This is a genomic window from Streptomyces sp. NPDC085931, assembly GCF_044540565.1.
In the GTDB taxonomy this organism is placed as follows: domain Bacteria; phylum Actinomycetota; class Actinomycetes; order Streptomycetales; family Streptomycetaceae; genus Streptomyces.
Genome location: NZ_JBITSK010000020.1, coordinates 24,520 through 50,679 on the forward strand (window position 1 = coordinate 24,520; position 26,160 = coordinate 50,679).

Consider the following 26,160-nt stretch of genomic DNA (forward strand, 5'->3'; position numbering starts at 1 on the left):
TCCGCGGCTGGTCGGGACGGCGGACGGACGGACCTTGGTTCAAGTTTGAAACAAACCTACACTGGCGGTATGACGACTCGCTGGCTCACCCCCGAGGAGCAGCGCGCCTGGCGCGCCTACATCGCCGCTTCGCTGCTCCTGGAGGACGCGATCGACCGGCAGCTCCAGCAGGACGCCGGCATGCCCCACCTTTACTACTCCATCCTGTCGGTCCTGTCGGAGGCCCCGGAACGGCGGCTGCGGATGACCGAGCTCGCCGAGCGGCTGAAGATCACGCGCAGCCGGCTGACGTACGCGGTGACGCGCCTGGAGAAGGACGGCATGCTGCGGCGCGAGGCGTGCCGGTACGACAAGCGGGGCAGCGTCGCGGCGCTGACCGACGAGGGGTTCGCCGTGCTGGAGCGGGCGGCGCCCGGGCACGTCGAGACCGTGCGCGGCTCCCTGTTCGACCGGCTCAGCGCGGAGCAGGTCGGGCAACTGGAGGAGATCTCCACCGCGATCGTGCGGGGGCTCCAGGAGGACGGGTCCCGCTCGGTCGCGGACGACCTGCCGTGGCGGCGGAGGTCCTCGACGGCCTGTTCGTGACGCGCGCCACAGGAGCCGTCGGTCCGTTGCTTCAAAGTTCAAGCACGAGTAGGGTTCCGGTCGTGGGTCTGTTTCAAATCTGAAGCAACCCGGCAGACGGCTGTGCAGCCGAACAGGAACGGAACCCGGAGGCCCGCGTGCCCGACACCCCCAGCGTCCTCGCCACCCCCCGCTCCCGCGTCCGGGTCCCGCTGCGCTTCCACGACGGCTACGAGGCCGACGCCGAGCTGGTCACCTTCCACGGCCTGGCCGACGGCCAGGAGCACGTGGCCGTCGTCCTGGGCGAGCCCGGCCCGGTGCCGCTCGTGCGGCTGCACTCCGAGTGCCTGACCGGGGACGTGTTCGGCTCGGCCCGCTGCGACTGCGGCCCGCAGCTGCGCGAGGCCGTCGAGCGCATCGCCGAGCGCGGCGGCGTGCTCCTCTACCTGCGCCAGGAGGGCCGGGGCATCGGCCTCTACAACAAGCTGGACGCCTACGCCCTGCAGGACCAGGGCCTGGACACCTACGAGGCGAACGCGGCACTGGGGCTGCCCGAGGACGCCCGCGACTACACGGCCGCGGCGCAGATGCTGCGGGCCCTCGGCATCGGCCGGCTGGACTTGCTGTCCAACAACCCCGACAAGGCGGCCCAGTTGCGCGCCCTGGGCGTCGACGTCCGCGACCGGGTCCCGACGGGGGTCTTCACCACCGCGCACAACGTCCGCTACCTGCGCGCCAAGGTCCTCCAGACGCAGCACACGCTGCCGCTCGCGGCACTGACGGAGCTGAGCGCCGGCTGAGCCACCCGGGTCCGATCCGGCGCCGAACGGGACTGCTTGCCCTACGGCTCTTCGGGTACAGCCTTTGAATGAGGGCGACCTCCGCAGTACCCGGAGCTTATGGAAAGTGACCGTTTTGTGACCGATCTCGACGGCCCCGGAGACCACCGGGCGAGGGGACGGGGTGATGGCCCGGAGGCCGTCGCGGCACAGATCGCCGATGCCGTGGAGAGCCTGACGGCCTTGTGGGCCATCGCCGCCCAGGAAGCGTCCCTGCGGCTGTCCCCGCACCAGCTGCGGGCGCTGCGCACTCTGCAGGCCGCTCCGGGCCTGAACCTCACGTCCCTGGCCGACCGGCTCGACATCGGCCTTCCCACGGCCAGCCGCCTCTGCGACCGCCTGGCGGCGGCCGGCCTCCTGGAACGCGCCCCGCATCCGGGCACCCGGCGCGAGGTGCAACTCCGGCTCACCGCCCACGGCCGGCACGTCCTGCGCGAGGTCGCCGCCCGCCGCACCCGGGCCCTGACCACGGCGCTGGAGGCGATGCAGCCGGCGGAGCGGGCGGCGCTCAGGCGGGGCCTGCGCGGATTCCTCACCGCCCGGCGCACCGCGCTGCCCCGCGTGGGCGGCACGGACGCCACGGCAGGCACGCACGGCATGGACGCCACGCAAGACCCGGAGGACACGCACGGCACGGAGGGCACGCGCGGCACGGAGGGCACGCGGCGCACCGACGGCGCGAATGGCACCGCAGGCGCGGATGGCACGTTCACCGGCAAGGGCATCGATGGCACGCAAGGCCGCGAGGGCACGGACGACACCCATGGCACAGAGGGCACCGCAAACCTGTACGGCTCGCAAGGCAGGAACGGCGCGGAAGACACCGCAGGCCCGGACGGCCCGCACGGCACCGACGGTACGGGCGGCATCGCAGGCCTGGACGGCCCGGGCGGGCCGGGCGGCGGCGACGGTGGTGACGTCGCGCGTGGTACGGACCGGTCGCGTGGACACCAGTGAGCGCGGGACGCGACCGTCGGGCGGGGCGCCCCGCGCTCACCGCGGGCTCATGACCTCAGCCGGTCGCCAGCATCCCCGACCGCAGCCGGGCCACCGTGCGGGAGAGCAGCCGGGACACGTGCATCTGGGAGATGCCGAGCCGGGCGCCGATCTCGGCCTGCGTCAGCTCCTCCACGAACCGCAGGTGCAGGATGAGGCGCTGGCGCTCGTCGAGTTCGGCGACCAGCGGCGCGAGGGAGTGGAAGTCCTCGACCAGCTCCAGCGCCGGGTCCTCGCCGCCGATGAACTCGGAGAGCTTGGTGTCGCTCTCCTCGGCGTCGGCGCTGATCGTGGCGTCGAGGGAGGAGGACACATAGCCGTTGGCCGCGATCTGGGCCTCGACGACCTCCTCCTCGGAGAGGTTCATCAGGGCCGCCAGCTCCGCGACCCTGGGCGCGCGGCCCAGCCGGGAGGCCAGTTCCTCGGTGGCCTTGGCCAGTTCCGTACGGGCCTCCTGCAGCCGGCGCGGCACGTGCACCGCCCACGAGGTGTCCCGGAAGAAGCGCTTGATCTCACCGACGATGTACGGCACCGCGAAACTGGTGAACTGCACCTCGCGGGAGACCTCGAACCGGTCGATGGCCTTGATCAGGCCGATCACGCCGACCTGGACGACGTCCTCCATCGACTGGCCGCCCGAGCGGAACCGGCGGGCCGCGAAGCGCACCAGCGACATGTTCATCTCGATGAGCGTGTTGCGCGCGTACTGGTATTCGGGCGTGCCCTCCTCCAGCACCGCGAGACGGTCGAGGAACTGTCCCGTCAGCTCGCGCGCGTCCTGCGGAGGGATCTTCTGCGGCTCCGCGATCTGCGGCAGCTCCTCACCTGCGTAGGTGGCGGAATCCGTCGTCGTGCCGATGCGCGTGGTCGCGGTCACGGGCCCTCCCTCGTAGTTCCGGCCCGCTCCGATCCCCCGACAGGCCACCTCCACCGCCGCTACCCGCGCTCGCCCCGGTCATGCCCCCCAGCGGCCACGACGAGACGTAGACCACAGTCGGCGCAGGTCGGGGCGGTGTCGGGGTACCCGCACAGGTGCTGTGTCGGTACGGGCAGGAGGGTGGGCGGTGCGGTGCGGCGAAAGAGACCCGGGGGGTCGTGGAACGGACAGTTGTCGTTTGACAACTATAGTCGTGGAGCAACAAAGCAGCGAGGCCGGGCAGGTGACGGGACGGGTCCGCGGGGCGCGGTCCGGCGCCGCGGCGGGCAGGTCAGGCAGTCCGGGTACCGGACGCGCGGGAGTCGTCGGAGTCGTCGTGTATCTGGGCCGCCGCCGCGTCGCAGAACGCCTCCAGACCCTGCAGCAGCGCGACCCGCTTGGCGGCGGGCATCTGGTCGAGCACCGCGCGCAGCGCCTCCTCGCGACGCACGCGCAGATCGGCCAGGAAGGCGCGGCCCCGGCTGCTGAGCCGCAGGCGCAGCTCTCGCCGGTCGACGGGACTCACCACGCGTTCGACGAACCCGGCCGCCTGCAGCCGGTCGCACAGCCGGCTGGTGGAGGGCGGCGTGGAGGCGAGGGAGTCGGCGAGCGTGCGCAGGTTGATGCCCTCGTGGTGCTCGAGGATGAGCAGCACGCGCAGCTGGGACGCGGACGCGGGCGCCGTCGAGGCCCTGCCCCACAGGACTTCCAGCAACTCCGCGGCCGTGGAGGTCACACGGGCGACCTCTGCGGGCTCAGGGCGGGGTCGGAGGGAAGTCACAGTCACACTCTCGCAGGCACCGGGATGGCCGTCAGCGTACTAGGCGTACGGGAAACCGGCGGTGACGACGGCCCCGGCCCCCGCCCGCCCCTCCTCCCGCCGGCCGCCCACCCGCTCATACCCGGGCCCGCGCACCCCGGCCCCGCGTCCCCCCGGAACCCGTAGAAGCCCGTAGAACCCGTCGGTGCCCGCCCCGGAAGCGGCCGGCGCCCGACCAAGGATTGGTGGAGCAACCCCCGTGACGACGATCATGAACAGATTCGTGGCCGCCGAGCGCGCCCTGCGCACGGCGGCACCCCACGAACTGCTGGACGCGGTCCGTCGTGTACTGACCGATCAGTACGCGGCGGACTCCGTCGAGCTGTTCCTCGCCGACTACGGCCTGACCGTGCTGCAGCCGGTGTCCGTCCTGCCGCACACCCTCCAGCCGGTGCCGGTGCACAGCGGCCCGGCCGGCCGGGCCTTCGGCGCGCAGGAGCCGCACGTGGAGTGGCTCCCGGACGACCTCGTGCGCGCGCATCTGCCGGTCACCGTGCGCGGCGACCGCCTCGGCGTGCTGACGGTGACCCTGCGCGGCCACGAGCACGCCCGGTCCGTCCTGACCGAACTGGCCGAGATCGCCGAGGTGCTGGGGCACGAGGTGGTGGTGGCCGAGCGGGACACCGACCTCTACCTCCAGGCCCGGCGCAAGGACCGGCTCACGCTGGCCGCCGAGATGCAGTGGCAGCTGCTGCCGGGCCGCTCCTGCGTCCGCCCCGAGTACGAGCTGGGCGCCCAGCTGGAACCGGCGTACGCGATCTTCGGGGACAACTTCGACTGGTCCGCCACGGCCGACCGGCTCAGCCTCTACGTCACCAACGGCATGGGGGAGGGCATAGAGGCCTCCCTGCTGACGAACCTGGCGATCAACGCCCTGCGCAACGCCCGCAGGGCCGGCCTCCCCCTCGCCGATCAGGCGGCCCTCGCCGACCAGGCGGTGTACGCCCATTACCGGGGCCGCTGCTACCTCTCGGTGGTCATGCTCGACATCGACCTGGCCACCGGGCGGGTCCGGGCGGTGGACGCCGGGTCGCCGCAACTGCTGCGGCTGCGCGAGGGCACGGTCGAGCGGGTGGCCTTCGAGGCGCAGCTGCCGCTGGGGATGTTCGAGGAGACCGACTACGTGGCCCAGGAGTTCCACGTCGAGCCGGGCGACCGGCTGATCTTCGTCAGCGACGGGGTGTACGACGTCGCCTCCCCGGGCGGCGAGACGTACGGCGCCGCCGCCCTGGCCCGGGCGATCCAGTCCACCCGGCTGCTCCCGGCCGCCGAGGTGCCCCGGGCGATCCTGCGCGAACTGACCGGCCACCGGGGCGGCGCCCTCCCGGACGACGACGCCATGGTGGTGTGCCTCGACTGGCGTGGCCGCTGAACGGCGGGGAAAGCGCAGGTCGAGGGCGTCCGCACCACGGTGTTTGGTGGTGCCGAACGTCGGCACTAATGTTTGTCATACGGCAAGTAACGGACTGAGGCGCCGGAGCGACCTCGGTCCGGCCCGCGCAAGGGAGCGATGCACGTGTCGGTGTCGGAAGAGAACGCGGAACAGCAGCCGGCCGCCCACCGGGTCAGCGCCTTTCTCGAACGGCGCCGGGAGCAGATCGCCCAACGCTGGGCCGACGCCGCGCTGTTCCGCACGGTCTTCACCGTCTCACGCGACGAAGCGGTCGAGGCGGGCAGGGCCGTCGCCGCCGCACTGGCCGCGGTGGCCGCCGCCGGACGGCTGGAGGACATCCGGGCGCCCGGCTTCGAGGCGGTCCGCGACCAGCTGGGGCGGATGGCCGTCTCCCGCGCCCGCACGGGCAGCGACCCGGACGGGGTGGCACGCGAGGTGGCCGCCCTGCGCGAGCCGGTGACCGAGCTGCTGCGCGCCGAGTTCGAGGACCCGTCCGCCCCCGCGGCCCAGGAGTGCGTCGTGGCGCTCACCCTGCTCATGGGCACGCTGCGCCTGGTCGTGATGGAGACCACCGTCAGCGCGGGCGAGGAGGTCATCGCCCGCCAGCGCGAGCAGCTGCACGAGGTGGCCACCCCCGTGATCAAGCTCTGGGACAGCACGGTCGCCGTCCCGCTCATCGGCACGCTGGACAGCGCCCGCAGCCAGGTCGTCATGGAGTCCCTGCTGGACGCGATCGTCGCCGAGCGCGCCCGGTACGCCATCCTCGACATCACCGGCGTGCCCACGGTCGACTCGCTGGTCGCGCAGCACCTGATGAAGACGGTCGCCGCGGCCCGGCTGATGGGCGCCGAGTGCATCGTCTCCGGCATCCGTCCCGCCATCGCGCAGACCATCGTCCACCTCGGCATCGACCTCGGCACGGTGCTCACCCGCGCCAGCCTGGCGGACGCCCTGGCCTACGCGCTCAGCAGGCAGGGCGTCGAGATCGCGCCGCTGCGCGCGGCCGCCGCGGCGACGGACGCGGGTCCGCGGTGACCGGGGCCGCGGGCTTCCCGGCGGCCGGAGCCGCCGGCGGGTACGGCTACACCGTGCCGGTCCTCCGGCTCGGCGACGTCCTGCTGGTCACGCTCCAGGGAGAGCTGCACGACGGCATGGCCGAGCAGCTCCAGCACGACATCACGGACCGGATCGCGCACTCCCGGGTGACCGGCGTGGTCATCGACATCTCCGGCGTGGAGATCGTCGACTCCTTCCTGGGCCGGGTTCTCGCCGAGATCGCCGCCGGCGCCGAACTGCTGGCCGCGCGCACGGTCCTGGCCGGCATGCGCCCCGCCGTGGCCATCACCCTGGTCGAGCTGGGACTGACCCTGCCCGGGCTGCGGACCGCCCTGGACGTCGAGCGCGCCATGGAACTGCTCACCGGTGACCCACGCGACGGCGAGGGGAGTCCTTGGTGACCGCGTCCCGGCACGCCGCCCCGGCCACCCTGCCCATCGGCTCGGACGCCGATCTGGCCTGGGTGCGCCAGCAGGTCCGGCAGGCCGCCGCCGAGCTGGGCTTCGGCCTGGTGCAGCAGACCAAACTGGTCACCGCCGCCAGCGAGCTGGCCCGCAACACCCTCGTCCACGGCGGGGGCGGCCATATGGAGCTCACCCCGCTGCACACCGGCCAGGCGCGGGGCCTGCGGCTGGCCTTCGTCGACTCCGGACCCGGCATCCGGGACCTGGACCTGGCGATGACCGACGGCTACACCAGCGGCGGCGGACTCGGCCTCGGCCTGAGCGGATCCAAGCGTCTCGTCCAGGAGTTCGAGGTGGACAGCACGCCCGGCGCGGGGACCACCGTCACCGTCACCGCTTGGACCACCGTCGTACCGCCGACCCGGCCGGGGCCGTGATGAGCAGGGTCTGGGACGTGCCGGTGGCCGACTCGACCCGGGTGCGGGACGTGCGCGTGGCCGCCGAGGAGGCCAGCGCCTGCGCCGGACTGCCCCCGCAGCGCACCGCGACCGCCGCGCTGGTGGCGACGGAGCTGGCCACCAACCTGCTGCGGCACGCCGACGACGGGCACGTGATCATCAACCTGGTGCAGAGCGCGCAGGACCACCGGACGGCCGTGCAACTGCTGTCCCTGGACCACGGCCCGGGCATCCCGGACGTCGCCCAGGCCATGCGCGACGGCTACAGCACCGCCGCCACCCTGGGCGCCGGACTCGGCACCTGCCGGCGCATAGCGAACGCCTTCGACCTGCACAGCGCCGTGGGCCGGGGCACCGTGGCGGTGGCCCGCATCGACCACGACCCGGCCGTGCGCGGCTCGTCCCCGTCCCCGCACCCGCGGGCCGGCGGCGTGAACGTCCCCCTCGGCCGGGCCGAACACTCCGGGGACGCCTGGGGCCGGGTGCACACCGGCGACCGGCTGACCCTGCTGCTCGCCGACGGCCTCGGCCACGGCGTCAAGGCCGCCGAGGCCTCCACGACCGCCGTGGCCGAACTGCGCGACGTGGCGGACCGGCCGCCCGCCGACATCCTGCGGCACCTGGGCCGGGCACTGCGCCGCACCCGGGGCGCGGCCGTCGCCGTGGCCCAGGTCGACCTCGACTCCGGCCGGCTCGGCTTCGCCGGCATCGGTAACATCGGCGCCCGGCTGCGCACCGACGGCGGCTGGAAGTACCTGCTCTCCCACCCGGGCATCGTCGGCGCCCAGGCCCCCGCGACCCTGCCGGTGCAGCGGGAACCCTGGCGCGAGGACAGCCTGCTGGTCCTGCACAGCGACGGGATGCCCACCCGCTGGACCCCACCCGACGACGCCGTCCTCCTGCGGCGCGACCCGGCGGTGGTGGCGGCGGTGCTCCTGCGGGACGCGGGCAGCGCGGCCCGGCCGGCCGGGGACGACACGTGCGTGGTGGTACTGGGGGGCGGCGCGGGTTCCTGAGGCCCGGCCCGGACTAGCGGCCGCCGCGCGGGCGGGGCCCGGCGCCCCCCGTGACGCGGAGCGGCCCGGAAGCCGGACGCAGCATCTGACCCGCCGCCAGTTCCCGGTAGACCGGACTGCCGGCGAGCAACTCCTCGTGCGTGCCGCAGGCACTGACCCGCCCGTCGTCCAGCACGACGATCCGGTCGGCGTGCTGCACGGTGGAGAGCCGGTGCGCGATCACCAGCAGGGCGCATTCCCGCGCCACGTCCCGCATCACCCGGGCGAGCGCGGTCTCGTTGATGGCGTCCAGGTGGGAGGTGGGCTCGTCCAGCAGGAGCAGCCGCGGCCGGGCCAGCAGGGCGCGGGCCAGGGCGACGCGCTGGCGCTCCCCTCCCGAGAGGGTGCCGCCGCGCTCGCCGAGCATGCCGGACAGGCCGCCGGGCAGCCTGCGCACGACGTCCTCGAGCTGGGCGAGTTCCACGACCCGCCGCACCTCCGCCTCGCCGGCGCCGGGCGCGGCGTAGGTGATGTTGTCCCGGAGCGTTCCGTGGACGACGTGGGTGTTCTGGTCGACGACGGCGATACGGGCGCGGCACTCCGACCGGGTCAGTCCGGCGGCGGGCCGCCCGTCGAAGAGGAGCGTCCCCCGGTCCGGTTCGTAGAACCTGGCCACCAGGGCGAAGATCGTGCTCTTCCCGGCCCCCGACCGGCCGACCAGCGCGGTCTGGCAGCGGTCCGCGACGGCGAGGGTCACCCCGCGCAGCACCGGCCGGGCGGGGTCGTAGCCGAAGGTGACGTCGCGCAGGGCCAGGACGGGTTCCTCGCGCGGCACGGCCACGGCCGTACCGGCGCGCGGGGGCGCGAGGGGCCTGACGGGTCCGGCGAGTCCGGCGGGTCCAGTGCGTTCGGCGGGTTCGGCGGGTTCGGCCGGCAGGGTCAGCGCCTGCTCGACGCGCGCGTAGGCGCCCATGCCCCGCTGGATCAGGCCGACCGCGCGGAAGACCGACGACAGCGGCAGGACCAGGTACGAGGCGTACAGCAGGAAGGCGACCAGGTCGCCGAGGGAGTGGGCCTGCCCGCCGACGCGCAGACCGCCGACCACCAGCACGAGCAGGAACGAGCCCTGGACGGCGAGTTCGACCGCGGGGCTCATCAGCGACGCGAGCTTCGCGGTCCGCACCCCCGCGCCGTACGCCGCCTCCACCCGCTCCCCGATACGCCGTGCCTCACGCTCCTCGGCCCGGTGCACCCGGACCATCGCGAGGGCGCCCAGCGCGCGCTCCAGGTCGGCGGCGATGGCCCCGACGGAACTCTGCATCCGCTCGGAGGCGGCCCGGATGCCCTTCAGCAGGGACGTCACGACCAGGGCCGCGACCGCGACCGTCGCCGCGACCAGGAACAGCAGCAGGGCGTCGAGCCACAGCATGAGGGCGATGGCGCCGGCCGCGACGAGCGACCCGGTCACCAGGTCGACCAGGGCCTGGGAGACCACTTCCCGCAGCAGGGTCGTGTCGACGGTCACCCGGGAGATCAGGTCGCCGGTGCGGTGCCGGTCGTGCTCGCGCATCTCCAGCCGGAGCAGCCGCGCCACCAGGCCGTGCCGCAGCTGCCGTACGACGCCCTCGCCCATGCGCTCCAGGACGTACCGCCCCACCGCGCCGGTCGCCGCCTCGGCCGTGAACAGGACGGCCAGGGCCAGCAGCAGGGCCCACGGCACCCCGCCGCCGGCGGTGTCGACGGCCCGCTGCGCGACGAGCGGCTGGGCCAGCCCCAGCGCCGAACCCACCAGGGTGAGGACGCAGGCGACGGCGACGGAGGACCGGTGGCCGGCGGTGAGCCCGTACAGGGTGCGCACGGCCGCCCGGGTGGAACGATCCGGTCCGCCCCCGGCGTGCCCCGGCCCGACTTCACAGCCGCCCGGGTCCCCGCCCACGTCCCCGTGGCCGCCTTCGCCGTCCTGCTCGCGTCCGCGTGCGTCCGCGGGCACCGCCGCCGGGTCGCTCATCGGGCGGCGCGGCTCGCGGCGGGGACGGTGATGAGCCGGGCGAAGTAGTCGTCCGGCACGCCCTCGCCCACGGCACGGCCCTCCGCCTCGATCCAGGCGTGGGCCGTGAAGGGCGGCACCACGCGCACGCCGGTGCACCACGTGGGCCAGGTGCCGCCGAGCCGGCAGAGCAGGACGGCGCCCAGGGACCGGGGCAGACAGCCCTTCGGCCCGGCGCAGCGCAGACTGACCGCGCACAGGGCGTCCCGTGCGTCCCGGGCCTGTGCGGCGGTGGCCGGTGCGGCCCCGCGGCGCAGCAGGGCGAGCACGGCGCGGATCCGGCGCGGGGGCAGCAGCGACAGCGCGAGGGCGGGCAGGAGCACCGCCCGCGCGGCCACGCGCCGGGCGAAGGGCACTCCGGTGGGGCGCTCCAGGGCGCTGGGGGTGGTCATCGGGCCAGCCCCGATTCCCGCAACTCCCGTACGAGAGCGGCGACGTCGTCCTCGGCGCGGGCCCGGTCGATGTCGAACCGCGCGACGAGCGCGTCCGCCGCGGCCCTCTCGTCGCCGCCCTCCAGGAGGGTGGTGACGACCAGGGTGGCGGTGGGATTGAGCTCCCAGTAGTCGCCGCTGCGCTCGTCCAGCAGGACGGTGCCGTACGCGGTCTGAGCGGTGGAGACGTCGGGGCCGAACCGCAATGCCATGATGCGAACTGCCTTTCTCCGGCGTGGCGTTCTCAAGGGGTGGGGGTACGGGACAGTCCGCGCAGCCAGACCTCGGCGGCGATGGTCGAGTAGAGGATGGCGTCGCGCAGCCCGGGGGTGGCGGGGCGCTGGGCGAGGCGGCGCAGCGCGTCCCCGTCGACCAGACCGAGCGCCTCGAGCCGGGAGTCCTCCCACAGCGCCAGCAGGTCGCCGCGGTGCCTGCGCAGCCCTTCGGCGGCGTCCATCGAGGCGGCGGCCTTGTTGGTGCGCCGCAGACACGTCTCGGGCACGATGCCGCGCAGGGCGGTGGTGAGCAGGGGCTTGTACTGCCAGGGCGAGACGCGTTCGGCGGGCCGGACGGCGAGGCAGGCCTCGATGACGCGGTCGTCGAGGAACGGCGAGGCCATCGGCACCCCGGCCCGGGCGGCCATGCGGTCCCACTGGCGGATGATGCGGGTGCAGGAGCGGATCTGCTCCAGGTCGGCGTGCAGGCCCCGGTCGGGGTGGAGCGGCGTGGCCGTCGCGGCCGCTTCGCGCAGCGCCCGGCGCGCCGCCTGTTCGGCGTCGGGGGTGACCCAGTCGAACAGGCGCGGGGGCATGCCCCAGCCGAGACTGGTGGTGACACTGGCCGGCATCGGGGCGCGCAGCTCCCCGGCCGCGTCGGCGAGCCACCTGCCGTACGGACGGGAATCGGCCAGTGCCCTGAGCGTGCCGCCGAGGGGCCACTGCCACAGGGCCCGGAAGCCGCGCAGCTGCCGCCAGGCGAACAGCGGCCGGGTGCGCGCCAGCCGGTGGTAGTACGCCTCGGAGCACCAGGCCACGTGGTCGCCGCCGATGCCGGTGAGATGGAGCCTGCTGCCCCGCTCGGCCATGCCGGGCAGGTGGTGCAGGACCCGGGAGCGGTCCATGACGCCGATGGTGGGTTCGTCCAGCAGGTCGTCGATGTTCAGCAGGTCCTCGTAGACCAGCGGCGAGGCGTCGGCGTCCCACACCACGTGCTCCACGTCCGGCAGGTGCTTGGCCGCCTGCTCGGCCCAGTACAGGTCGGTGTCGGCCGGGTCCCGGCCCGGCCAGGTGCTGGCCACCACGCGGGCGGCGGAACGGTCGGCCAGGAAGCACAGGGAGGTCGAGTCCAGTCCGCCGGAGAGATCGCAGCTGACCACCCCGCCGCCGCGGGTCCGGGCGTCCACGGCCGCGGCGAGGGCCTCCCGCACCACCGGGGCGCCCCCGGTGAGCGGGCGGACCGGCTCCGGCGGCGTCCACCAGCGCACGTGCCGGGCACCGCGCCCGTCCGCGCCGACGTACAGCGCCTCCTGGGGCGGTACGGCGGTGACGTCCCGCCACAGCGAGGTCTCGGACAGCGGGTAGGGGGCGGGCCACAGCAGCCGCACCGCGATGCGCTCCGGGTCCGGTTCGGCGCCGAGGGCGCGGGCGAGCACGTCGGCCCGGGTGGCGGCCACCCGTACGCCGTCCACGGTGGCGTGGAAGACGAGCCGGAGCCCGGACGCGGTGCCCTGCACCCGGACACGGCCGTCGAGGGCGGCGACGAGGTGGAAGCTGCCGGGCAGCGAGCGGGCCAGGGCGCCGGCGTCGGCGAGGTCGCGCAGCCGCTCGGCGTGGCGGCGCAGCCGGGCGGCGTCGACCGGGCAGCAGCCGATGACGGCCAGGGCGGCGCGGCCGGCCTGCGCGGTGACGATCTCCTCGTCGGCCCACCGGCCGACCAGCCAGGGCCGGCCCGAGGGGTGCGGGAGGGTTCGGGTGCCGGGGCGGGCGAAGGAGCGGGCCACGGCGGCCGCGTCCTCCCGGTCGGTGAAGACCGTGAAGTGCGCGTCGCCGGGGCCCGTCCCCGCACAGGAGTGCAGTTCCGTCATGACGTCGGGTCAGTGACCGTCGCTCGTCAGTTCTTGCTGAGGATCAGACGGTCGTTGCCGGAGCGCTGCAGGAGACCCGTCTTCGTGCGGAAGGTCCCGAGCCGGACCAGCGTGGGCGCTTCGTATGCCTTCTTCATGATCTCTCCTCGGTTGCGGTTGCACTTGCGCTTGCACGACCGCTTACGCGGGCGCAGCACCTAGTCATCTGCACAACCGGCGCGCAGGACAAGACCGTGAGAGACCATCAGATGATATGCAAAGTACGGTGAAAGCCGGCATGTCCCGCCCCACGAACTCACGCCGCCCGACGGCCCCCGACCAGGGAGCGTCTTCGTCCAGGACTGTGCAGAAACGCTCCGAGCTGTGCGTCGGGAGCGCCGCCCCGGCCGGTCGGCCGGCACCGGCGGCGGGACCGTAGCGGGGAGGCTCCCGGCGCACGGACCGCCGTGCGCGCACTCCTTCTTGCTTCGGCCGGAACGCCGCACCACGCACACGGCCCCGGGTCGGAAGCTCTCCGATCCGGGGCCGGACGGTAGGCCCTGTGGGACTCGAACCCACAACCAATGGATTAAAAGTCCACTGCTCTGCCAATTGAGCTAAGGGCCCGGGCGATGTTGCCCCCACGAGCATAGCCGGAGGACGCCGAGTCTCCGATCGGGTATCGGTGTCCCGGCCGCGCCGGGGGGCGAAACGGGGCCGGAACGGCCGAGCGCCGTGGCCCGCCCGGGGCCACGGCGCTCGTCACGCGTCGGGATCAGCCGTTGCGCTTCCAGCGCGGCTTGTCCTCGCGGCGGCCGAACGAACCGCCGCCGCGGTGGTCGTCACGACGGCCGTAGGGGCGGTCGTGGCCCGGACGGTCGTGCCCCGGACGGTCGTGGCCGCCGGAGCGGAAGCCCGGACGGTCGTCCCGGCGGTCGCGGTTGAAGGGACGGTCGCTGCCCCGGTGCCCACCGCGCTCGTCCCGGCGGAAGCCGCCGCGGTCACGGTCGCGGTTGAAGCCACCGCGGTCGTCACGGCGCTCGAAGGTACGCCCGCCACGGTCGTCACGACGGTCGCGGTTGAAGCCGCCCCGGTCGCCCCGCTCGCCGCGGTCGTCGCGCCGGAAGCCGCCGCGCTCACCGCGGTCGCCCCGGTCCGCCCGGTCGTCCCGGCGGAAGCCGCCACGGTCGTCGCGGCGCTCGAACGAACGGCCGCCACGGTCGTCACGACGGTCGCGGTTGAAGCCACCGCGGTCGTCGCGGCGCTCGAAGGAACGGCCACCGCGGTCGTCACGACGGTCGAAGGAACGGCCGCCACGGTCGTCACGGCGCTCAAACGAACGGTCCCGGTCGGACGAACGGTCCCGGTCGAAGGACCGGTCCCGGTCGAAGGACCGGTCCCGGTCGGCGTACCGGTCGCGCCCGGCTCCGCCCCGCTCGTCGCGCCGCTCCCGGCGCTCGTAGGGCGCGGAGGTCTCGGCGCGGTCCGCGCGGTCCTGGCGCTCGACGTCCTGGGCGGTCGGCTGCTCGGGCACCGACACCTCGACGGCGACGGGGGCGTCCCCGGCCTCGGTGTCCGCGGCCACGGGCTCCTCGCCCCGCTCGCGCGCGACCCGCGCGAGCAGCCGGTCGGCCTCCTCGCGCAGCTCGTTCGCCCGGCGCTGCGCCCGCTCCAGCTCCTTGGTGAGCTGGGCGACCTCGCGCTCGGCCTGCTGCGCGGCGTTGCCCACGGACTCGGCCTGGACCTCGGTCATGGACCGGGCCCCGGTGATCTCGGCGACCTCCGGGTCGAAGGCGCCGGCGCTCTGGATGATGTGGCGCGTGGCGTCGACGCCCGCGTCCTCCATCAGCCGGAAGATCTGGCGCCGCTGGTGCGGCAGGGACAGCGACACGACGGTGCCGGAACGGCCCGCACGCGCGGTACGGCCGGACCGGTGCAGGTAGTCCTTGTGGTCCCCGGCCGGGTCCACGTTCAGCACCAGGTCGATGCCGTCGACGTGGATGCCGCGAGCGGCGACGTCGGTCGCGACGAGCGCGTTGACGTAGCCCTTCTTGAAGTCCTCCAGCACGCGGGTGCGCGCGCCCTGCGTCATACCGCCGTGCAGCGCGTCGGCCTTCACACCGGCGTCGCACAGCTGCTCGGCGATACGGTCGGCGCCCAGCTGGGTGCGGACGAAGATGATCGTGCGGCCCTTGCGGGAGGCGATCGCGGCGGTGACCGGCGCCTTGTCCTTGGGCTTCACGATGAGGATGTGGTGCGACATCGTCGTGACGTTGCCCTGGGCGCTGTCGACCTCGTGCGTGACCGGGTTGCTCAGGTAGCGCTTGACCAGGGTGGAGATCTCGTTCTCCATCGTGGCCGAGAACAGCATGCGCTGACCGCCGGCCGGGACCTGGTCGAGCAGCTCGGTGACCTCGGGCAGGAAGCCCAGGTCGGACATCTGGTCGGCCTCGTCGAGGACGGCGACCTCGACGTTCTCCAGGGAGCAGGCGCCGCGGTTGATGATGTCGCGCAGCCGGCCCGGGGTGGCGACCAGGACGTCGACGCCCTTCTCCAGGGCGTAGATCTGGTTGCCCATGGACGTACCGCCGCAGACGACCTTCATCTTCAGGCCGAGGACGTCGCCGTAGGGCTGGAGCGCGTCGGCGACCTGCATGGCGAGCTCACGCGTGGGGGTCAAGATGACGGCGCGCGGCTTGTGCTTCTCGGTGCGGCCGCCGGCCAGACGCGCCAGGGTCGGCAGACCGAACGACAGGGTCTTGCCGGAGCCGGTGCGGCCGCGGCCGAGGATGTCCTTGCCGGCCAGGGCGTCCGGGATGGTCGCGGCCTGGATCGGGAAGGGGGTGGTCACGCCGTTCTGCGCGAGCTTGCGCACGACGCCCTCGGGCAGGCCGAGGTCCGCGAAGGTGGCCTCGGGGGCGCTGTCGGGGGTGGTGTCGACTGCCTCGTTCTCGGGCACGACGACGTGATCAGTACTGGCGATGGACATGCGAATGCGAAACCTTCCGGAGTCTCGTCGGCACGCGCCCGTCAACTCCGTGATTCGCGATTCGCAATACGACCGCCTCAATGCGGTCCACCACGGCAAGGGAGAGTACGCGCCACACGGCGCGCTCTGCGGTGGCGCCGGGCAAGATGGGATCAAACGATCTGCCACCATACGCAGTCCGGGCCGCGTTGCGCAAACCGGACCGAGCGGGAGACAGCGGGAAACCGCCCGGCCGCAGACGACTCGGAACGCTTCCCGCCGGGGTCAACCACCCACCCCCCGGAGATGTTCCCCCGCCCGGACCCCGCCCGGCCCCCGCGCGGGGGCAGGACCTGGTGAGGCCGGTCACTACGCCGGCGCCCCCGCCTCCGGGGCCGGTTCCCGCTGGGCCAGCTGGGGAGCGGGCGGCTCGTGGGCCGAGGACGACGGCTCCGGCGTCGGCTCCGGGGACGCCGTCGGCTCCTGCGTCGTCGGGGTCGGCTCCGGCTCGGTCGTCCGGGTGGGCGTCGGCTGGGCCGGCGGCCGCACCGTCGGCCTGGTGGTCTTCCCCGGCTTGCCGCCCCCGGGCGCGGACGCGCTCGCGTCCGGCGTCGGCGACACCCGCGGCGGCGCCGACTCCCCGGGCCGCCCGCGCTCGCCCTTCTTCCCCTTCTTGCCCTTGCCGCGCCCGCGCTCCCCGTCGGCCGCCGCGGGCCCGAACCCGCCGGCGCCGCCCGACACCGTCGAGCCGCCGCCGGACGCCCCGCCGCCTCGCTGCCCGGCCGAGTGCGACGGCTTGGCACGCCCGCCCGCGTCGTCGTCGCCCACGCTCATACAGCCGGCGGCAGCGGCGACGGCCACGACGGTGGCGGCCAGGCGGACGGGTACGTACAAGGGGCGCACGGGGCCACCTCCGGGAGGGGTGATGGAGTCAACACCTCCAACTCCCGCCGCCCACAAGAGGACACGCGCCCCGTATTCACAACCCGCTCAGCCGTAGCCCAGGGCGTGAAGGCGCTCGTCGTCGATGCCGAAGTGGTGCGCGATCTCGTGCACCACCGTGATCTCCGTCTCGGCGACGACGTCCTCCCGCGACTCGCACATCCGCAGGGTCGGGTTGCGGTAGATGGTGATCCGGTCCGGCAGCACACCGGCGTACCACTCGCCACGGTCGGTCAGCGGAGTCCCCTCGTACAGCCCGAGCAGCTCGGGATCGTCCGCCGGCGGTTCGTCCTCGACGAACACCGCGACGTTGTCCATCAGTCGCGTCAGCTCCGGCGGGATCCGGTCGAGCGCCTCGGCGACCAGTTCCTCGAACTCCTCGCGCGTCATCTCCAGCACAGGCCCATTGTCGGCCACGACACCCGCGTACGAGAGCCTCCCGGCGCCGCATATCCGGCCCCGGACTTGGGCATACGGGACCAATGGCCCGCGTCCCCGCCGCAGTCCTGAGTGTCCTGAACCCGATCCGCAGGGCCCCGCGCGCCCTGGCCCGCCACTACCGCTCCCGCCAGGCGCCCACCACGATCGCGCTCGTGCCGCAGCCGCACCCCTGGACCCGCGCGGTGGGACTCCTGACCGTCGTCCTGGTCGGCGCCTGGCTCGGTCTGCTGGTCGTGGGCAACGTCCGGGTCCCGGTCGGCCCCATGAACACGACGATGACCCTGCGCCCGTCTCTCACCGGCGGGACGAAGATCAACATCTCGCCGCTGGGCGCCCTGGAGCTGAACAGCCACATCGCCCCGGTCCGCCTGGACGTCAACGTCGACCAGCTCGACCCCGACCGCTCCCAGGCCCTGGTCGACCACCCCGAACGGCTCTCCGGTCTGCAGGACGAGGTCGCCGAGGACGTCGGCCGCGGCACCCTCGACCTGGCCGTCCGCTCCGGCGTCGCCGTCGTCGTGGGCGCCACCGCCCTGGGCCTCGCGGTCTACCGCCGCCCCCGCCGCGCGATGGCCGCCGGCGGCCTGGCCCTCGCCCTGCTCGCCGCCTCGGGCGGCACGGCGTACGCGACCTGGCGCCCGGACTCGGTCCTGGAGCCCAAGTTCTCCGGCCTGCTCACCTCCGCCCCCTCCCTGGTCGGCAACGCGCGCAGCATCGTCACGGAATTCGACGTCTACCAGAAGGAGTTGGCCCGCCTGGTCACCAACGTGACCAAGCTCTACGACGCCACCTCGACGCTCCCCGCCTACGCGCCCGACCCCTCCACGATCCGGGTGCTGCACGTCTCCGACATCCACCTCAACCCGGCGAGCTGGAAGATCATCGCCTCGCTCGTGGAGCAGTACCAGGTCGACGTGATCGTCGACTCGGGCGACACGATGGACCACGGCACGGCCGCCGAGAACGGCTTCCTCGACCCCATCGAGGACCTGGGCGCCCCGTACGTCTGGGTCCGCGGCAACCACGACTCGATGATCACCCAGCGGTATCTGGAGGGCCTGAGGAACGTCCACGTCCTGGACGGCGGCCGGGCGAAGACGATCAAGGGCCTGCGCTTCGCGGGCATCGGCGATCCGCAGTTCACCCCGGACCGCTCCAAGGGCGCCGGTGCCGAACAGTCCCAGGAGCTCGCGGGCGCCCGCCTGGCCACGGCCCTGCGCGACCAGCGGGCGGCCGGCACCCCGGTGGACGTGGCCATCGCCCACGAGCCCTCCGCGGCCCGCGAGGTCGACGGCGAGGTCCCCCTCGTCCTGGCCGGCCACCTGCACCACGACGAGATGGAGGTCCTGAAGTACGGCACCCGGCTGCGCATCGAGGGCTCCACGGGCGGCAGCGGCCTGCGTGCCATCGAGGGCCGGCACCCCGACCCGATCGAGGCGTCGATCCTCTACTTCGACCGGGACACCCGGCATCTCCAGGCGTGGGACGAGATCGAGCTGGGCGGCCTGGGCCTCACGACGGCCGAGGTCAGCCGCCACCTGCCGGAGGAGAACCAGCCCGGTGCCACCCCGTCCCCGGACACCTCCCCCGAAGGCTCCGCCAGCCCCTCCTCCTAAACCGTTTTGGCGATAGCTCCCGCCATCCCATATGCTTCTCACGTCCCCGACGCGCTGAGAAGCGCCCAGGCGGGCCGATAGCCCTCATCGTCTAGCGGCCTAGGACGCCGCCCTTTCAAGGCGGTAGCACGGGTTCGAATCCCGTTGGGGGCACGCACCACCCTGTGCGACACTGTCGTACGACGCTTGGTCCTGTGGAGCAGTTTGGAGTGCTCGCCACCCTGTCAAGGTGGAGGCCGCGGGTTCAAATCCCGTCAGGACCGCTGAGGTTTCACGTGAAACCTCGTGGCTGGGTAGCTCAGTTGGTACGAGCGTCCGCCTGAAAAGCGGAAGGTCGCCGGTTCGACCCCGGCCCCAGCCACCGCAGCCCTCACCAGGGCCTGAGCCCCTCTCCGGGATTCCGGAGAGGGGCTCTTTCGTGCCGCTCGCATCCCCTCCGATCCCAGACGGGGGGCAGGGCGGGAGCCACCGCCCCGCCCCGGGGCAAAAGCGTTAGCCACGAATTTGGCGGGGATGAGATCCTGGATTCCGTATGTCTACGCACTCCGCCCCCGCCCTCGGCGCCCTCGCCCCCCGTCTGACCGAGCTGTCCCTGCGCGACGCGCAGCGGCTCGGGCGCAGGCTCGAAGGTGCGCGCAAGATCCGCAAGCCGGAGGCCCGGGCCGCCGTGCTCGCCGAGATCGAGGCGGAGATCGCCAAGAGCGAGGAGCGGATGGCCCGCCGCCGGGCCCGCGTACCCGCGATCACCTACCCCGAGCAGCTGCCGGTCAGCCAGAAGAAGGACGACATCGCGGCCGCGATCCGCGACCACCAGGTGGTGATCGTCGCCGGCGAGACCGGCTCCGGGAAGACCACGCAGATCCCCAAGATCTGCATGGAGCTCGGCCGGGGCGTGCGCGGCATGATCGGGCACACCCAGCCGCGCCGGATCGCCGCCCGCACCGTCGCCGAGCGCGTCGCCGAGGAGCTGAACACTCCCCTCGGCGAGACCGTCGGCTGGAAGGTCCGCTTCACCGACCAGGTCGACCCCGAGGCCACCTTCGTCAAGCTCATGACGGACGGCATCCTGCTCGCCGAGATCCAGACCGACCGCGAGCTGCGCGCCTACGACACGATCATCATCGACGAGGCCCACGAGCGGTCCCTCAACATCGACTTCCTGCTGGGCTACCTCGCCCAGCTGCTGCCCAGGCGCCCCGATCTCAAGGTCGTCATCACCTCGGCGACGATCGACCCGGAGCGCTTCTCGCGGCACTTCGGCGACGCCCCGATCATCGAGGTCAGCGGCCGCACGTACCCGGTCGAGGTGCGCTACCGCCCGCTTCTCGAGGAGGACGGCGACGACGCCGACCGCGACCAGATCACCGCGATCATCGACGCCGTCGAGGAACTCCAGAAGGAGGGCCAAGGCGACATCCTCGTCTTCCTCTCCGGCGAGCGGGAGATCCGCGACACCGCCGACGCCCTGACCAAGAAGAACTACCGGTTCACGGAGATCCTGCCGCTCTACGCCCGGCTCTCCCACGCCGAGCAGCACCGCGTCTTCCAGCCGCACACCGGCCGCAGGATCGTTCTGGCCACGAACGTCGCCGAGACGTCCCTGACCGTCCCGGGCATCAAGTACGTCATCGACCCCGGCTTCGCCCGCATCTCGCGCTACAGCCACCGCACCAAGGTCCAGCGCCTGCCGATCGAGCCGATCTCACAGGCCAGCGCCAACCAGCGCAAGGGCCGCTGCGGCCGTACCTCCGACGGCATCTGCATCCGCCTCTACAGCGAGGACGACTTCAACGCCCGCCCGGAGTTCACGGACGCGGAGATCCTCCGGACCAACCTCGCCTCCGTCATCCTGCAGATGACCGCGGCCGGCCTCGGCGACATCGAGAAGTTCCCCTTCATCGACCCGCCGGACCACCGCAACATCCGCGACGGTGTGCAGCTCCTCCAGGAGCTGGGCGCCCTCGACCCGGCGCAGAAGGACCCCCGCAAGCGGCTCACCGAGACCGGCCGCAAACTCGCCCAGCTGCCCGTCGACCCACGCCTGGCCCGCATGGTCCTGGAGGCGGACAAGAACGGCTGCGTCCGCGAGGTCATGGTCATAGCCGCCGCGCTGTCCATCCAGGACCCGCGCGAACGCCCCGCCGACAAGCAGACCCAGGCCGACCAGCAGCACGCCCGCTTCAAGGACGAGACCAGCGACTTCCTCGCCTATCTCAATCTCTGGCGCTACATCCGCGAGCAGCAGAAGGAGCGCGGCTCGTCGTCCTTCCGCCGGATGTGCAAGCAGGAGTACCTCAACTTCCTTCGCATCCGCGAATGGCAGGACATCTACACGCAGTTGCGCACGGTCGCCAAGCAGCTGGGCATCCACCTCAACGAGGACGACGCCCCGGCCGACCGCGTCCACCTCTCCCTCCTCGCCGGCCTGCTGTCCCACATCGGCATGAAGGACGTGAAGGACGGCGCGAAGAACGAGTACCTGGGCGCCCGCAACGCCAAGTTCGCGATCTTCCCCGGCTCGGCCCTGTTCAAGAAGCCCCCGCGGTTCGTGATGTCCGCCGAACTCGTCGAGACCTCGCGCCTGTGGGCCCGGGTCAACGCGAAGATCGAGCCGGAGTGGGTCGAGCCCCTCGCCCAGCACCTGATCAAGCGCACCTACAGCGAGCCGCACTGGGAGAAGGACCAGGCGGCCGTCATGGCGTACGAGAAGGTCACGCTCTACGGCGTGCCGATCGTGGCGCAGCGGAAGGTCAACTACGGCCGGATCGACCCGGAGATCAGCCGCGAGCTGTTCATCCGCAACGCGCTCGTCGAGGGCGACTGGCGCACGCACCACAAGTTCTTCGCGGACAACCGCCGGCTCCTCACCGAGGTCGAGGAGCTGGAGCACCGCGCCCGGCGCCGGGACATCCTGGTCGACGACGAGACGCTGTTCGACTTCTACGACCGGCGCATCCCCGAACACGTCGTCTCCGGCGCGCACTTCGACTCCTGGTGGAAGCGCAAGCGGCACGAGCAGCCCGACTTCCTCGACTTCGAGCGCGAGATGCTCATCAACGAGAAGGCGGGCGAGGTCACCAAGGCCGACTACCCCGACGCGTGGCGCCAGAGGAACCTCAAGTTCCGGGTGACGTACCAGTTCGAGCCGGGCGCGGACGCCGACGGCGTGACCGTCCACATCCCGCTCCAGGTCCTCAACCAGGTCACCGACGAGGGCTTCGACTGGCAGATCCCGGGCCTGCGGGAGGAACTGGTCACGGAGCTGATCCGCTCCCTGCCCAAGCCGATCCGCCGCAACTACGTGCCCGCGCCCAACTACGCCAAGGCCTTCCTGGACAAGGCGGTCCCGCTCCAGGAGCCCCTCACCACCACCATGGCCCGCGAGCTGCGGCTCATGGTCGGAGTCCCCTTCGACGCCGAGGACTTCGACTGGGACAAGGTGCCCGACCACCTCAAGATCACCTTCCGGATCGTCGACGAGCGGCGCCGCAAGCTGGCCGAGGACAAGGACCTTGAGGCGCTCAAGCTCCGGCTGAAGCCCAAGGCCCGCAAGGCGCTCTCGCAGGCCGCGGCGGCCACGGCCGAGCGGCAGGGCGGCGAGTCCCTGGAGCGCAAGGGCCTCACCGACTGGACGATCGGCACGCTCACACGCGTCTTCGAGACGCGCAGGGCCGGCCAGCCGGTCAAGGCCTACCCGGCGCTGGTCGACGACGGCGACACCGTCTCGGTGCGCCTCTTCGACACCGAGGCCGAGCAGGCCGAGGCGATGTGGAAGGGCACCCGCCGCCTGATCCTGCGCAACATCCCGGTGAACCCGGCGAAGTTCGCCTCCGACAAGCTGACCAACGCGCAGAAGCTCGCGCTGTCCTCCAACCCGCACGGCTCGGTGCAGGCCCTGTTCGACGACTGCGCGACGGCGGCGGCGGACAAGCTGATCGCGGACTTCGGGGGCCCCGCGTGGGACGAGGAGTCGTACCGCAAGCTGTTCGACAAGGTGCGCGCCGAGATCGTCGACACGACCGTCCGCACGGTGGGCCAGGTGCAGCAGGTCCTGGCGGCCTGGCAGGCCTGTGAGCGCCGTCTGAAGGCCGTACGCAGCCCGGCGCTGCTGCCGAACCTCCAGGACGTCCGCGGCCAGCTGGACGCCCTGGTGAAGCCCGGCTTCGTCACGGAGGCGGGCGTACGCAGGATGCCGGACCTGATGCGCTACCTGGTCGCGGCCGACCGGCGCCTGCAGCAGATGCCGACGAACGTCCAGCGCGACACCACGCGCATGGAGAAGGTCAAGGAGATGCAGGACGAGTACGCCTGGCTGCTGGAGCAGATGCCGCAGGGCCGGCCGGTGCCGCGGCAGGTGCTGGACGTGCGCTGGATGCTGGAGGAGCTCCGGGTCAGCTATTTCGCCCACGCGCTCGGCACGGCGTACCCGGTCTCGGACAAGCGGATCGTGAAGGCGATCGACGCGCTGGCACCGTGATCGTCCGCGCACGCTGGGTGAGTTCGACCCGGGGCTCACCCTCCTGTACAGTCTCTTCTCGCAGCGCAACGCACGAAAGCGCGGCGAAACCTGGTCCTGTGGAGCAGTTTGGAGTGCTCGCCACCCTGTCAAGGTGGAGGCCGCGGGTTCAAATCCCGTCAGGACCGCAGCAGAGAGCCCGGATCTTCGGATCCGGGCTCTTTTTGTCTGCCCGCGGGGACCCCTGGGGTCAGCGGCCGGTGCGTGCACGGCTTCGTGCGCCCCCTCGCGCCGTCTTGACGCCCCCTCAATCGGCCGGTACCCCAGAACCAGGGCCGTCCCCCGTACGGCCCGTGGAGGTGGCGTATGGCGGCATCGGTCAGGCACGAGACGCGGGCCCTGCTCCGCGCGCACCTGGCGGCCGCGTCGTCCTACCGGCATCTCACCCGGCACTGCCCGATCTGCCATCACCTGCTGCGGCTGGCGATGGAGTCCGCCCCGCGCCCCGTTCAGGCGGCGAACGCGGCCGGGGACGGGGTCGCCGGGGACGAGAGCCCGGCGCCGGCGTGAGGCGGCCTCAACACCCGTACGCACAAAGGGAGCTGGAGCGAGGGGTTCCTCTACCCCACCCGCGGCGGCGCTAACAAGCCGCTCGGTATGTGACGGGTGTCACCGCATGAGTTTGACGAAGTGCGGTATTTACCCGCCTCCTACAAAGGGTCAATTTAATATGTGCAATTGCACCTTGTCCGAGGTGCCGCACTCAGCCGATCCGACACCCCTCCCCAGACTCCGACAAGGCCGCTCACAGCGGGTCCCGCGGTCGGCGCCCGGCGCACAAAAAAGATCGCGCTGGACCCGGCGGAGTCCAGCGCGATCGACGACGCACCCTGTTACATGCCCGGAAAGCTCTCTCTGGCTCGGGCGTGGGGCCTGTTGGGGCAGGACCCCGCGTCGCTTGGAGCTGTGGGTCCGGACGTCACGGCCAGTTGGGGGACGGACCGTTTCGCCCGGTATTCAGTTGTTCAGGCCTCGCTGCGCTGCTGCGGAATGCCCGCGAGCAGAGCGCGGACCTCGGCCTCGCGGTAGCGCCGATGCCCGCCGAGCGTGCGGATCGACGTGAGCTTGCCGGCCTTCGCCCACCGCGTGACCGTCTTGGGGTCGACGCGGAACATCGTGGCGACCTCAGCCGGGGTCAGCAGCGGCTCGGCATCAGGGGTGCGAGCGGTCATGAGCGGCCTCCTCGGGAGAACCGAACCTTCTCGGTTCTTTCCTCTAAATTCTGCACCTTGACCCGCGTTGCCCGAAATGGCGGACGCGAGTCGAGTCGGTTATAGGACGAACGGCTTGTCCTCGGCACTACAACTACACCATCTGTCCAGCCGCGTCGGCCAAACCGATGGAATTGCCCCTCCAGGTGCCCATCAGCCACGGAAGCCGATGGACCATGCCATAGCGGACAGTCACGCCGCTGTGACGATCAGTCACAGCGGCGATCAGGAGTCACGAGACCCCCCAAAGCGTGCAATGCTGAGATTCCACCCATAGTGCAGCACTAGGGACGGAAGGAGCCCTCCCCGGACTCCTTGTCCTATTTTGGCATGAGGAGGGGCAAGCGGCGCAAGGGCCTCGTACGTGTAGTCCGTCACGCTTGGCCTGCTTGCGCGGTACGCCCGGATCGGGTCCTACGTCCCTTGTTGACGAAGCCTCAGAAAACGCACGGCCCGCTTCAGGAACTCGGTGCGAGGACGAAACCCCAAATCGGGCGGTTCGTCAAACGTCAGTTCGTTACCGACCGCCCGCGTTCCGTGCGGACCCCGTGGTCAGGGGTCAGTTGGCCGACCGCAGATCCCGTACGGAACGCCACCGCTGCACGAGCCGGGCGTACGCCTCCCCCGCGGCCGCGCCGTCGCCCCGGCGCAGCGCGGCGATGCCCTCCGCCACGTCGGCCGCCGAGTGGTCGTCCTCCAGCGTCCCGGCCGGCACCGCGTGCACCAGGCCGCCGTAGTCCAGCTCCACCAGCGAGCGCGGGTGGAACTCCTCCAGCCAGCGCCCGACGTCCAGCAGGCCGTCGATCAGCGGGCCCTCGTCCATGGCCTCGCGCAGGGCGCGCAGGCCCCGGGCCACGCGCCGCCGGGCCTGGACCATGGGGGTGCGGTAGCGCAGCACGGGCGGGCTGTCCGCGCCGTCGCCCTTGTCGTACTCGCGCTCCTCGTCGCCGACCAGCACGAACCAGCTGATCGGCACCTGCCAGGTCGCCGTGCGGATCCACGGCCGGGCGTCCGGGTTGATCGCCAGCCAGCGCTCGTAGTCCTGGGCGGCCTGGCGGCGCAGGACGGGCGGCAGGACCGCGTCCAGCACGAACGCCGGGAGCTCCTCCGAGAGGTCCTCCAGGGCCAGCCAGCCGCGCAGCCGGGTACGCCAGGGGCAGACGCAGACGACCCCGTCCACGTCCAGCACGAAGGCGTCCTCGCTCTCGTGCACCGGCACCGGGACCGGCGGCGTGGGCGCCAAGTCGGCCAGGGCGCCCCGGAGTTCGTCCTGGTACGAGGGACGGTCCGGACGGCGGGCGTAGCGGGCCCAGTGGCCGCGCTCCGGCTCGGGGAAGGCGGCCAGCGGTTCGTACACGCGCAGGTAGCTCGCGTAGGGGACGATCACCGAGGACACCTTGGGCACGCCTGCTCCCTCCCCCGCGCACCGCGGCGGAAACCTGCGGGGCGCGCTCACGACCGCGCGGGAAATCCCTTCAAATCGTC

At 72.6% G+C, this 26,160-nt stretch carries 22 protein-coding genes, 5 tRNA genes and 1 pseudogene; 15 read left to right on the top strand and 13 right to left on the bottom strand.

Annotated elements, in window-relative coordinates:
* Window positions 1-69: 69 nt before the first annotated feature.
* The 3 genes and pseudogenes from ACIGAN_RS32085 to ACIGAN_RS32095 all read left to right on the top strand — a co-directional run.
* Window positions 70-585, top strand: a complete 516-nt coding sequence (locus ACIGAN_RS32085) for a MarR family winged helix-turn-helix transcriptional regulator (RefSeq protein ID WP_365742376.1) — start codon at window positions 70-72, stop codon at window positions 583-585.
* 137 nt (window positions 586-722) lie between these two features.
* Window positions 723-1,364: a GTP cyclohydrolase II gene (gene ribA / locus ACIGAN_RS32090; RefSeq protein ID WP_399862858.1), complete on the top strand. Its 642-nt coding sequence runs from the start codon at window positions 723-725 to the stop codon at window positions 1,362-1,364.
* A 99-nt stretch (window positions 1,365-1,463) separates the two neighbouring features.
* A pseudogene (locus tag ACIGAN_RS32095) lies at window positions 1,464-1,955 on the top strand (MarR family winged helix-turn-helix transcriptional regulator); the annotation flags it as partial.
* 460 nt (window positions 1,956-2,415) lie between these two features.
* Here ACIGAN_RS32095 and ACIGAN_RS32100 read toward each other — a convergent pair.
* Window positions 2,416-3,276: an RNA polymerase sigma factor SigF gene (locus ACIGAN_RS32100; RefSeq protein ID WP_309096947.1), complete on the bottom strand. Its 861-nt coding sequence runs from the start codon at window positions 3,274-3,276 to the stop codon at window positions 2,416-2,418.
* Between the two features lie 331 nt (window positions 3,277-3,607).
* Complete coding sequence (locus ACIGAN_RS32105; protein WP_309096946.1) at window positions 3,608-4,102, bottom strand: MarR family transcriptional regulator; 495 nt, start codon at window positions 4,100-4,102, stop codon at window positions 3,608-3,610.
* Between the two features lie 244 nt (window positions 4,103-4,346).
* On the opposite strand from ACIGAN_RS32105, the gene ACIGAN_RS32110 reads away from it, so the two are divergent.
* From ACIGAN_RS32110 to ACIGAN_RS32130, 5 genes are all read left to right on the top strand, one after another.
* A complete protein-coding gene (locus ACIGAN_RS32110) occupies window positions 4,347-5,507 on the top strand; it encodes a PP2C family protein-serine/threonine phosphatase (protein WP_399862939.1) in 1,161 nt (386 codons plus the stop codon).
* 138 nt (window positions 5,508-5,645) lie between these two features.
* Window positions 5,646-6,563: an STAS domain-containing protein gene (locus ACIGAN_RS32115; RefSeq protein ID WP_399862861.1), complete on the top strand. Its 918-nt coding sequence runs from the start codon at window positions 5,646-5,648 to the stop codon at window positions 6,561-6,563.
* On the top strand, window positions 6,560-6,985 hold the full coding sequence (locus ACIGAN_RS32120; RefSeq protein ID WP_365742382.1) for an STAS domain-containing protein: 426 nt from the start codon (window positions 6,560-6,562) through the stop codon (window positions 6,983-6,985). The genes ACIGAN_RS32115 and ACIGAN_RS32120 overlap by 4 nt, the downstream gene beginning before the upstream one ends.
* Entirely contained in the window at window positions 6,982-7,425 is a 444-nt protein-coding gene (locus ACIGAN_RS32125) for an anti-sigma regulatory factor (protein ID WP_365742384.1), read from the top strand. Before ACIGAN_RS32120 ends, ACIGAN_RS32125 begins: the two co-directional genes overlap by 4 nt.
* Window positions 7,425-8,462, top strand: coding sequence for an ATP-binding SpoIIE family protein phosphatase (locus ACIGAN_RS32130; RefSeq protein WP_365742386.1), 1,038 nt, complete (start codon window positions 7,425-7,427; stop codon window positions 8,460-8,462). Before ACIGAN_RS32125 ends, ACIGAN_RS32130 begins: the two co-directional genes overlap by 1 nt.
* A gap of 13 nt (window positions 8,463-8,475) precedes the next feature.
* Here ACIGAN_RS32130 and ACIGAN_RS32135 read toward each other — a convergent pair whose 3' ends face one another.
* From ACIGAN_RS32135 to ACIGAN_RS32175, 9 genes are all read right to left on the bottom strand, one after another.
* Window positions 8,476-10,299, bottom strand: a complete 1,824-nt coding sequence (locus tag ACIGAN_RS32135) for an ABC transporter ATP-binding protein (protein ID WP_399862863.1) — start codon at window positions 10,297-10,299, stop codon at window positions 8,476-8,478.
* 146 nt (window positions 10,300-10,445) lie between these two features.
* The gene (locus tag ACIGAN_RS32140) at window positions 10,446-10,880 is read right to left on the bottom strand and encodes a lasso peptide biosynthesis B2 protein (protein ID WP_365091711.1); all 435 of its coding nucleotides are present in this window, start codon (window positions 10,878-10,880) and stop codon (window positions 10,446-10,448) included.
* Window positions 10,877-11,131 (bottom strand): lasso peptide biosynthesis PqqD family chaperone, encoded by a 255-nt coding sequence (locus ACIGAN_RS32145; protein WP_365091714.1) that lies wholly within the window; start codon window positions 11,129-11,131, stop codon window positions 10,877-10,879. Before ACIGAN_RS32145 ends, ACIGAN_RS32140 begins: the two co-directional genes overlap by 4 nt.
* A 32-nt stretch (window positions 11,132-11,163) precedes the next feature.
* Entirely contained in the window at window positions 11,164-13,002 is a 1,839-nt protein-coding gene (locus ACIGAN_RS32150; RefSeq protein ID WP_399862866.1) for a lasso peptide isopeptide bond-forming cyclase, read from the bottom strand.
* A gap of 26 nt (window positions 13,003-13,028) precedes the next feature.
* Window positions 13,029-13,139 carry a keywimysin-related RiPP gene (locus ACIGAN_RS32155; RefSeq protein ID WP_365091717.1) on the bottom strand — a complete coding sequence of 37 codons (111 nt, stop codon included), beginning with the start codon at window positions 13,137-13,139 and terminating at the stop codon, window positions 13,029-13,031.
* A 396-nt stretch (window positions 13,140-13,535) separates the two neighbouring features.
* A tRNA-Lys gene (locus ACIGAN_RS32160) sits at window positions 13,536-13,608 on the bottom strand.
* Window positions 13,609-13,756: 148 nt separating this feature from the next.
* The gene (locus tag ACIGAN_RS32165) at window positions 13,757-15,970 is read right to left on the bottom strand and encodes a DEAD/DEAH box helicase (RefSeq protein WP_399862868.1); all 2,214 of its coding nucleotides are present in this window, start codon (window positions 15,968-15,970) and stop codon (window positions 13,757-13,759) included.
* Window positions 15,971-16,318: 348 nt separating this feature from the next.
* Entirely contained in the window at window positions 16,319-16,852 is a 534-nt protein-coding gene (locus tag ACIGAN_RS32170) for a hypothetical protein (protein ID WP_399862870.1), read from the bottom strand.
* A gap of 87 nt (window positions 16,853-16,939) precedes the next feature.
* Window positions 16,940-17,290, bottom strand: coding sequence for a metallopeptidase family protein (locus tag ACIGAN_RS32175; RefSeq protein WP_190199398.1), 351 nt, complete (start codon window positions 17,288-17,290; stop codon window positions 16,940-16,942).
* A gap of 83 nt (window positions 17,291-17,373) precedes the next feature.
* On the opposite strand from ACIGAN_RS32175, the gene ACIGAN_RS32180 reads away from it, so the two are divergent.
* The 7 genes from ACIGAN_RS32180 to ACIGAN_RS32210 all read left to right on the top strand — a co-directional run bounded on the left by ACIGAN_RS32180 (window position 17,374) and on the right by ACIGAN_RS32210 (window position 23,974).
* Window positions 17,374-18,948 (top strand): metallophosphoesterase family protein, encoded by a 1,575-nt coding sequence (locus ACIGAN_RS32180; RefSeq protein ID WP_399862872.1) that lies wholly within the window; start codon window positions 17,374-17,376, stop codon window positions 18,946-18,948.
* Window positions 18,949-19,028: 80 nt separating this feature from the next.
* A tRNA-Glu gene (locus ACIGAN_RS32185) sits at window positions 19,029-19,101 on the top strand.
* A 35-nt stretch (window positions 19,102-19,136) separates the two neighbouring features.
* Window positions 19,137-19,211 (top strand) — tRNA-Asp (locus ACIGAN_RS32190).
* A 24-nt stretch (window positions 19,212-19,235) separates the two neighbouring features.
* Window positions 19,236-19,309, top strand: a tRNA-Phe gene (locus ACIGAN_RS32195).
* A 171-nt stretch (window positions 19,310-19,480) separates the two neighbouring features.
* Window positions 19,481-23,425 carry an ATP-dependent RNA helicase HrpA gene (gene hrpA / locus ACIGAN_RS32200; RefSeq protein ID WP_399862874.1) on the top strand — a complete coding sequence of 1,315 codons (3,945 nt, stop codon included), beginning with the start codon at window positions 19,481-19,483 and terminating at the stop codon, window positions 23,423-23,425.
* Window positions 23,426-23,517: 92 nt separating this feature from the next.
* Window positions 23,518-23,592, top strand: a tRNA-Asp gene (locus tag ACIGAN_RS32205).
* Window positions 23,593-23,770: 178 nt separating this feature from the next.
* Window positions 23,771-23,974, top strand: a complete 204-nt coding sequence (locus ACIGAN_RS32210; protein ID WP_365091765.1) for a DUF6274 family protein — start codon at window positions 23,771-23,773, stop codon at window positions 23,972-23,974.
* Between the two features lie 455 nt (window positions 23,975-24,429).
* On the opposite strand, the gene bldC is transcribed toward ACIGAN_RS32210, so the two are convergent.
* The gene (gene bldC, locus ACIGAN_RS32215; protein WP_003949541.1) at window positions 24,430-24,636 is read right to left on the bottom strand and encodes a developmental transcriptional regulator BldC; all 207 of its coding nucleotides are present in this window, start codon (window positions 24,634-24,636) and stop codon (window positions 24,430-24,432) included.
* A 598-nt stretch (window positions 24,637-25,234) separates the two neighbouring features.
* The gene (locus ACIGAN_RS32220; RefSeq protein ID WP_365742421.1) at window positions 25,235-26,080 is read right to left on the bottom strand and encodes a hypothetical protein; all 846 of its coding nucleotides are present in this window, start codon (window positions 26,078-26,080) and stop codon (window positions 25,235-25,237) included.
* Window positions 26,081-26,160 lie beyond the last annotated feature (80 nt).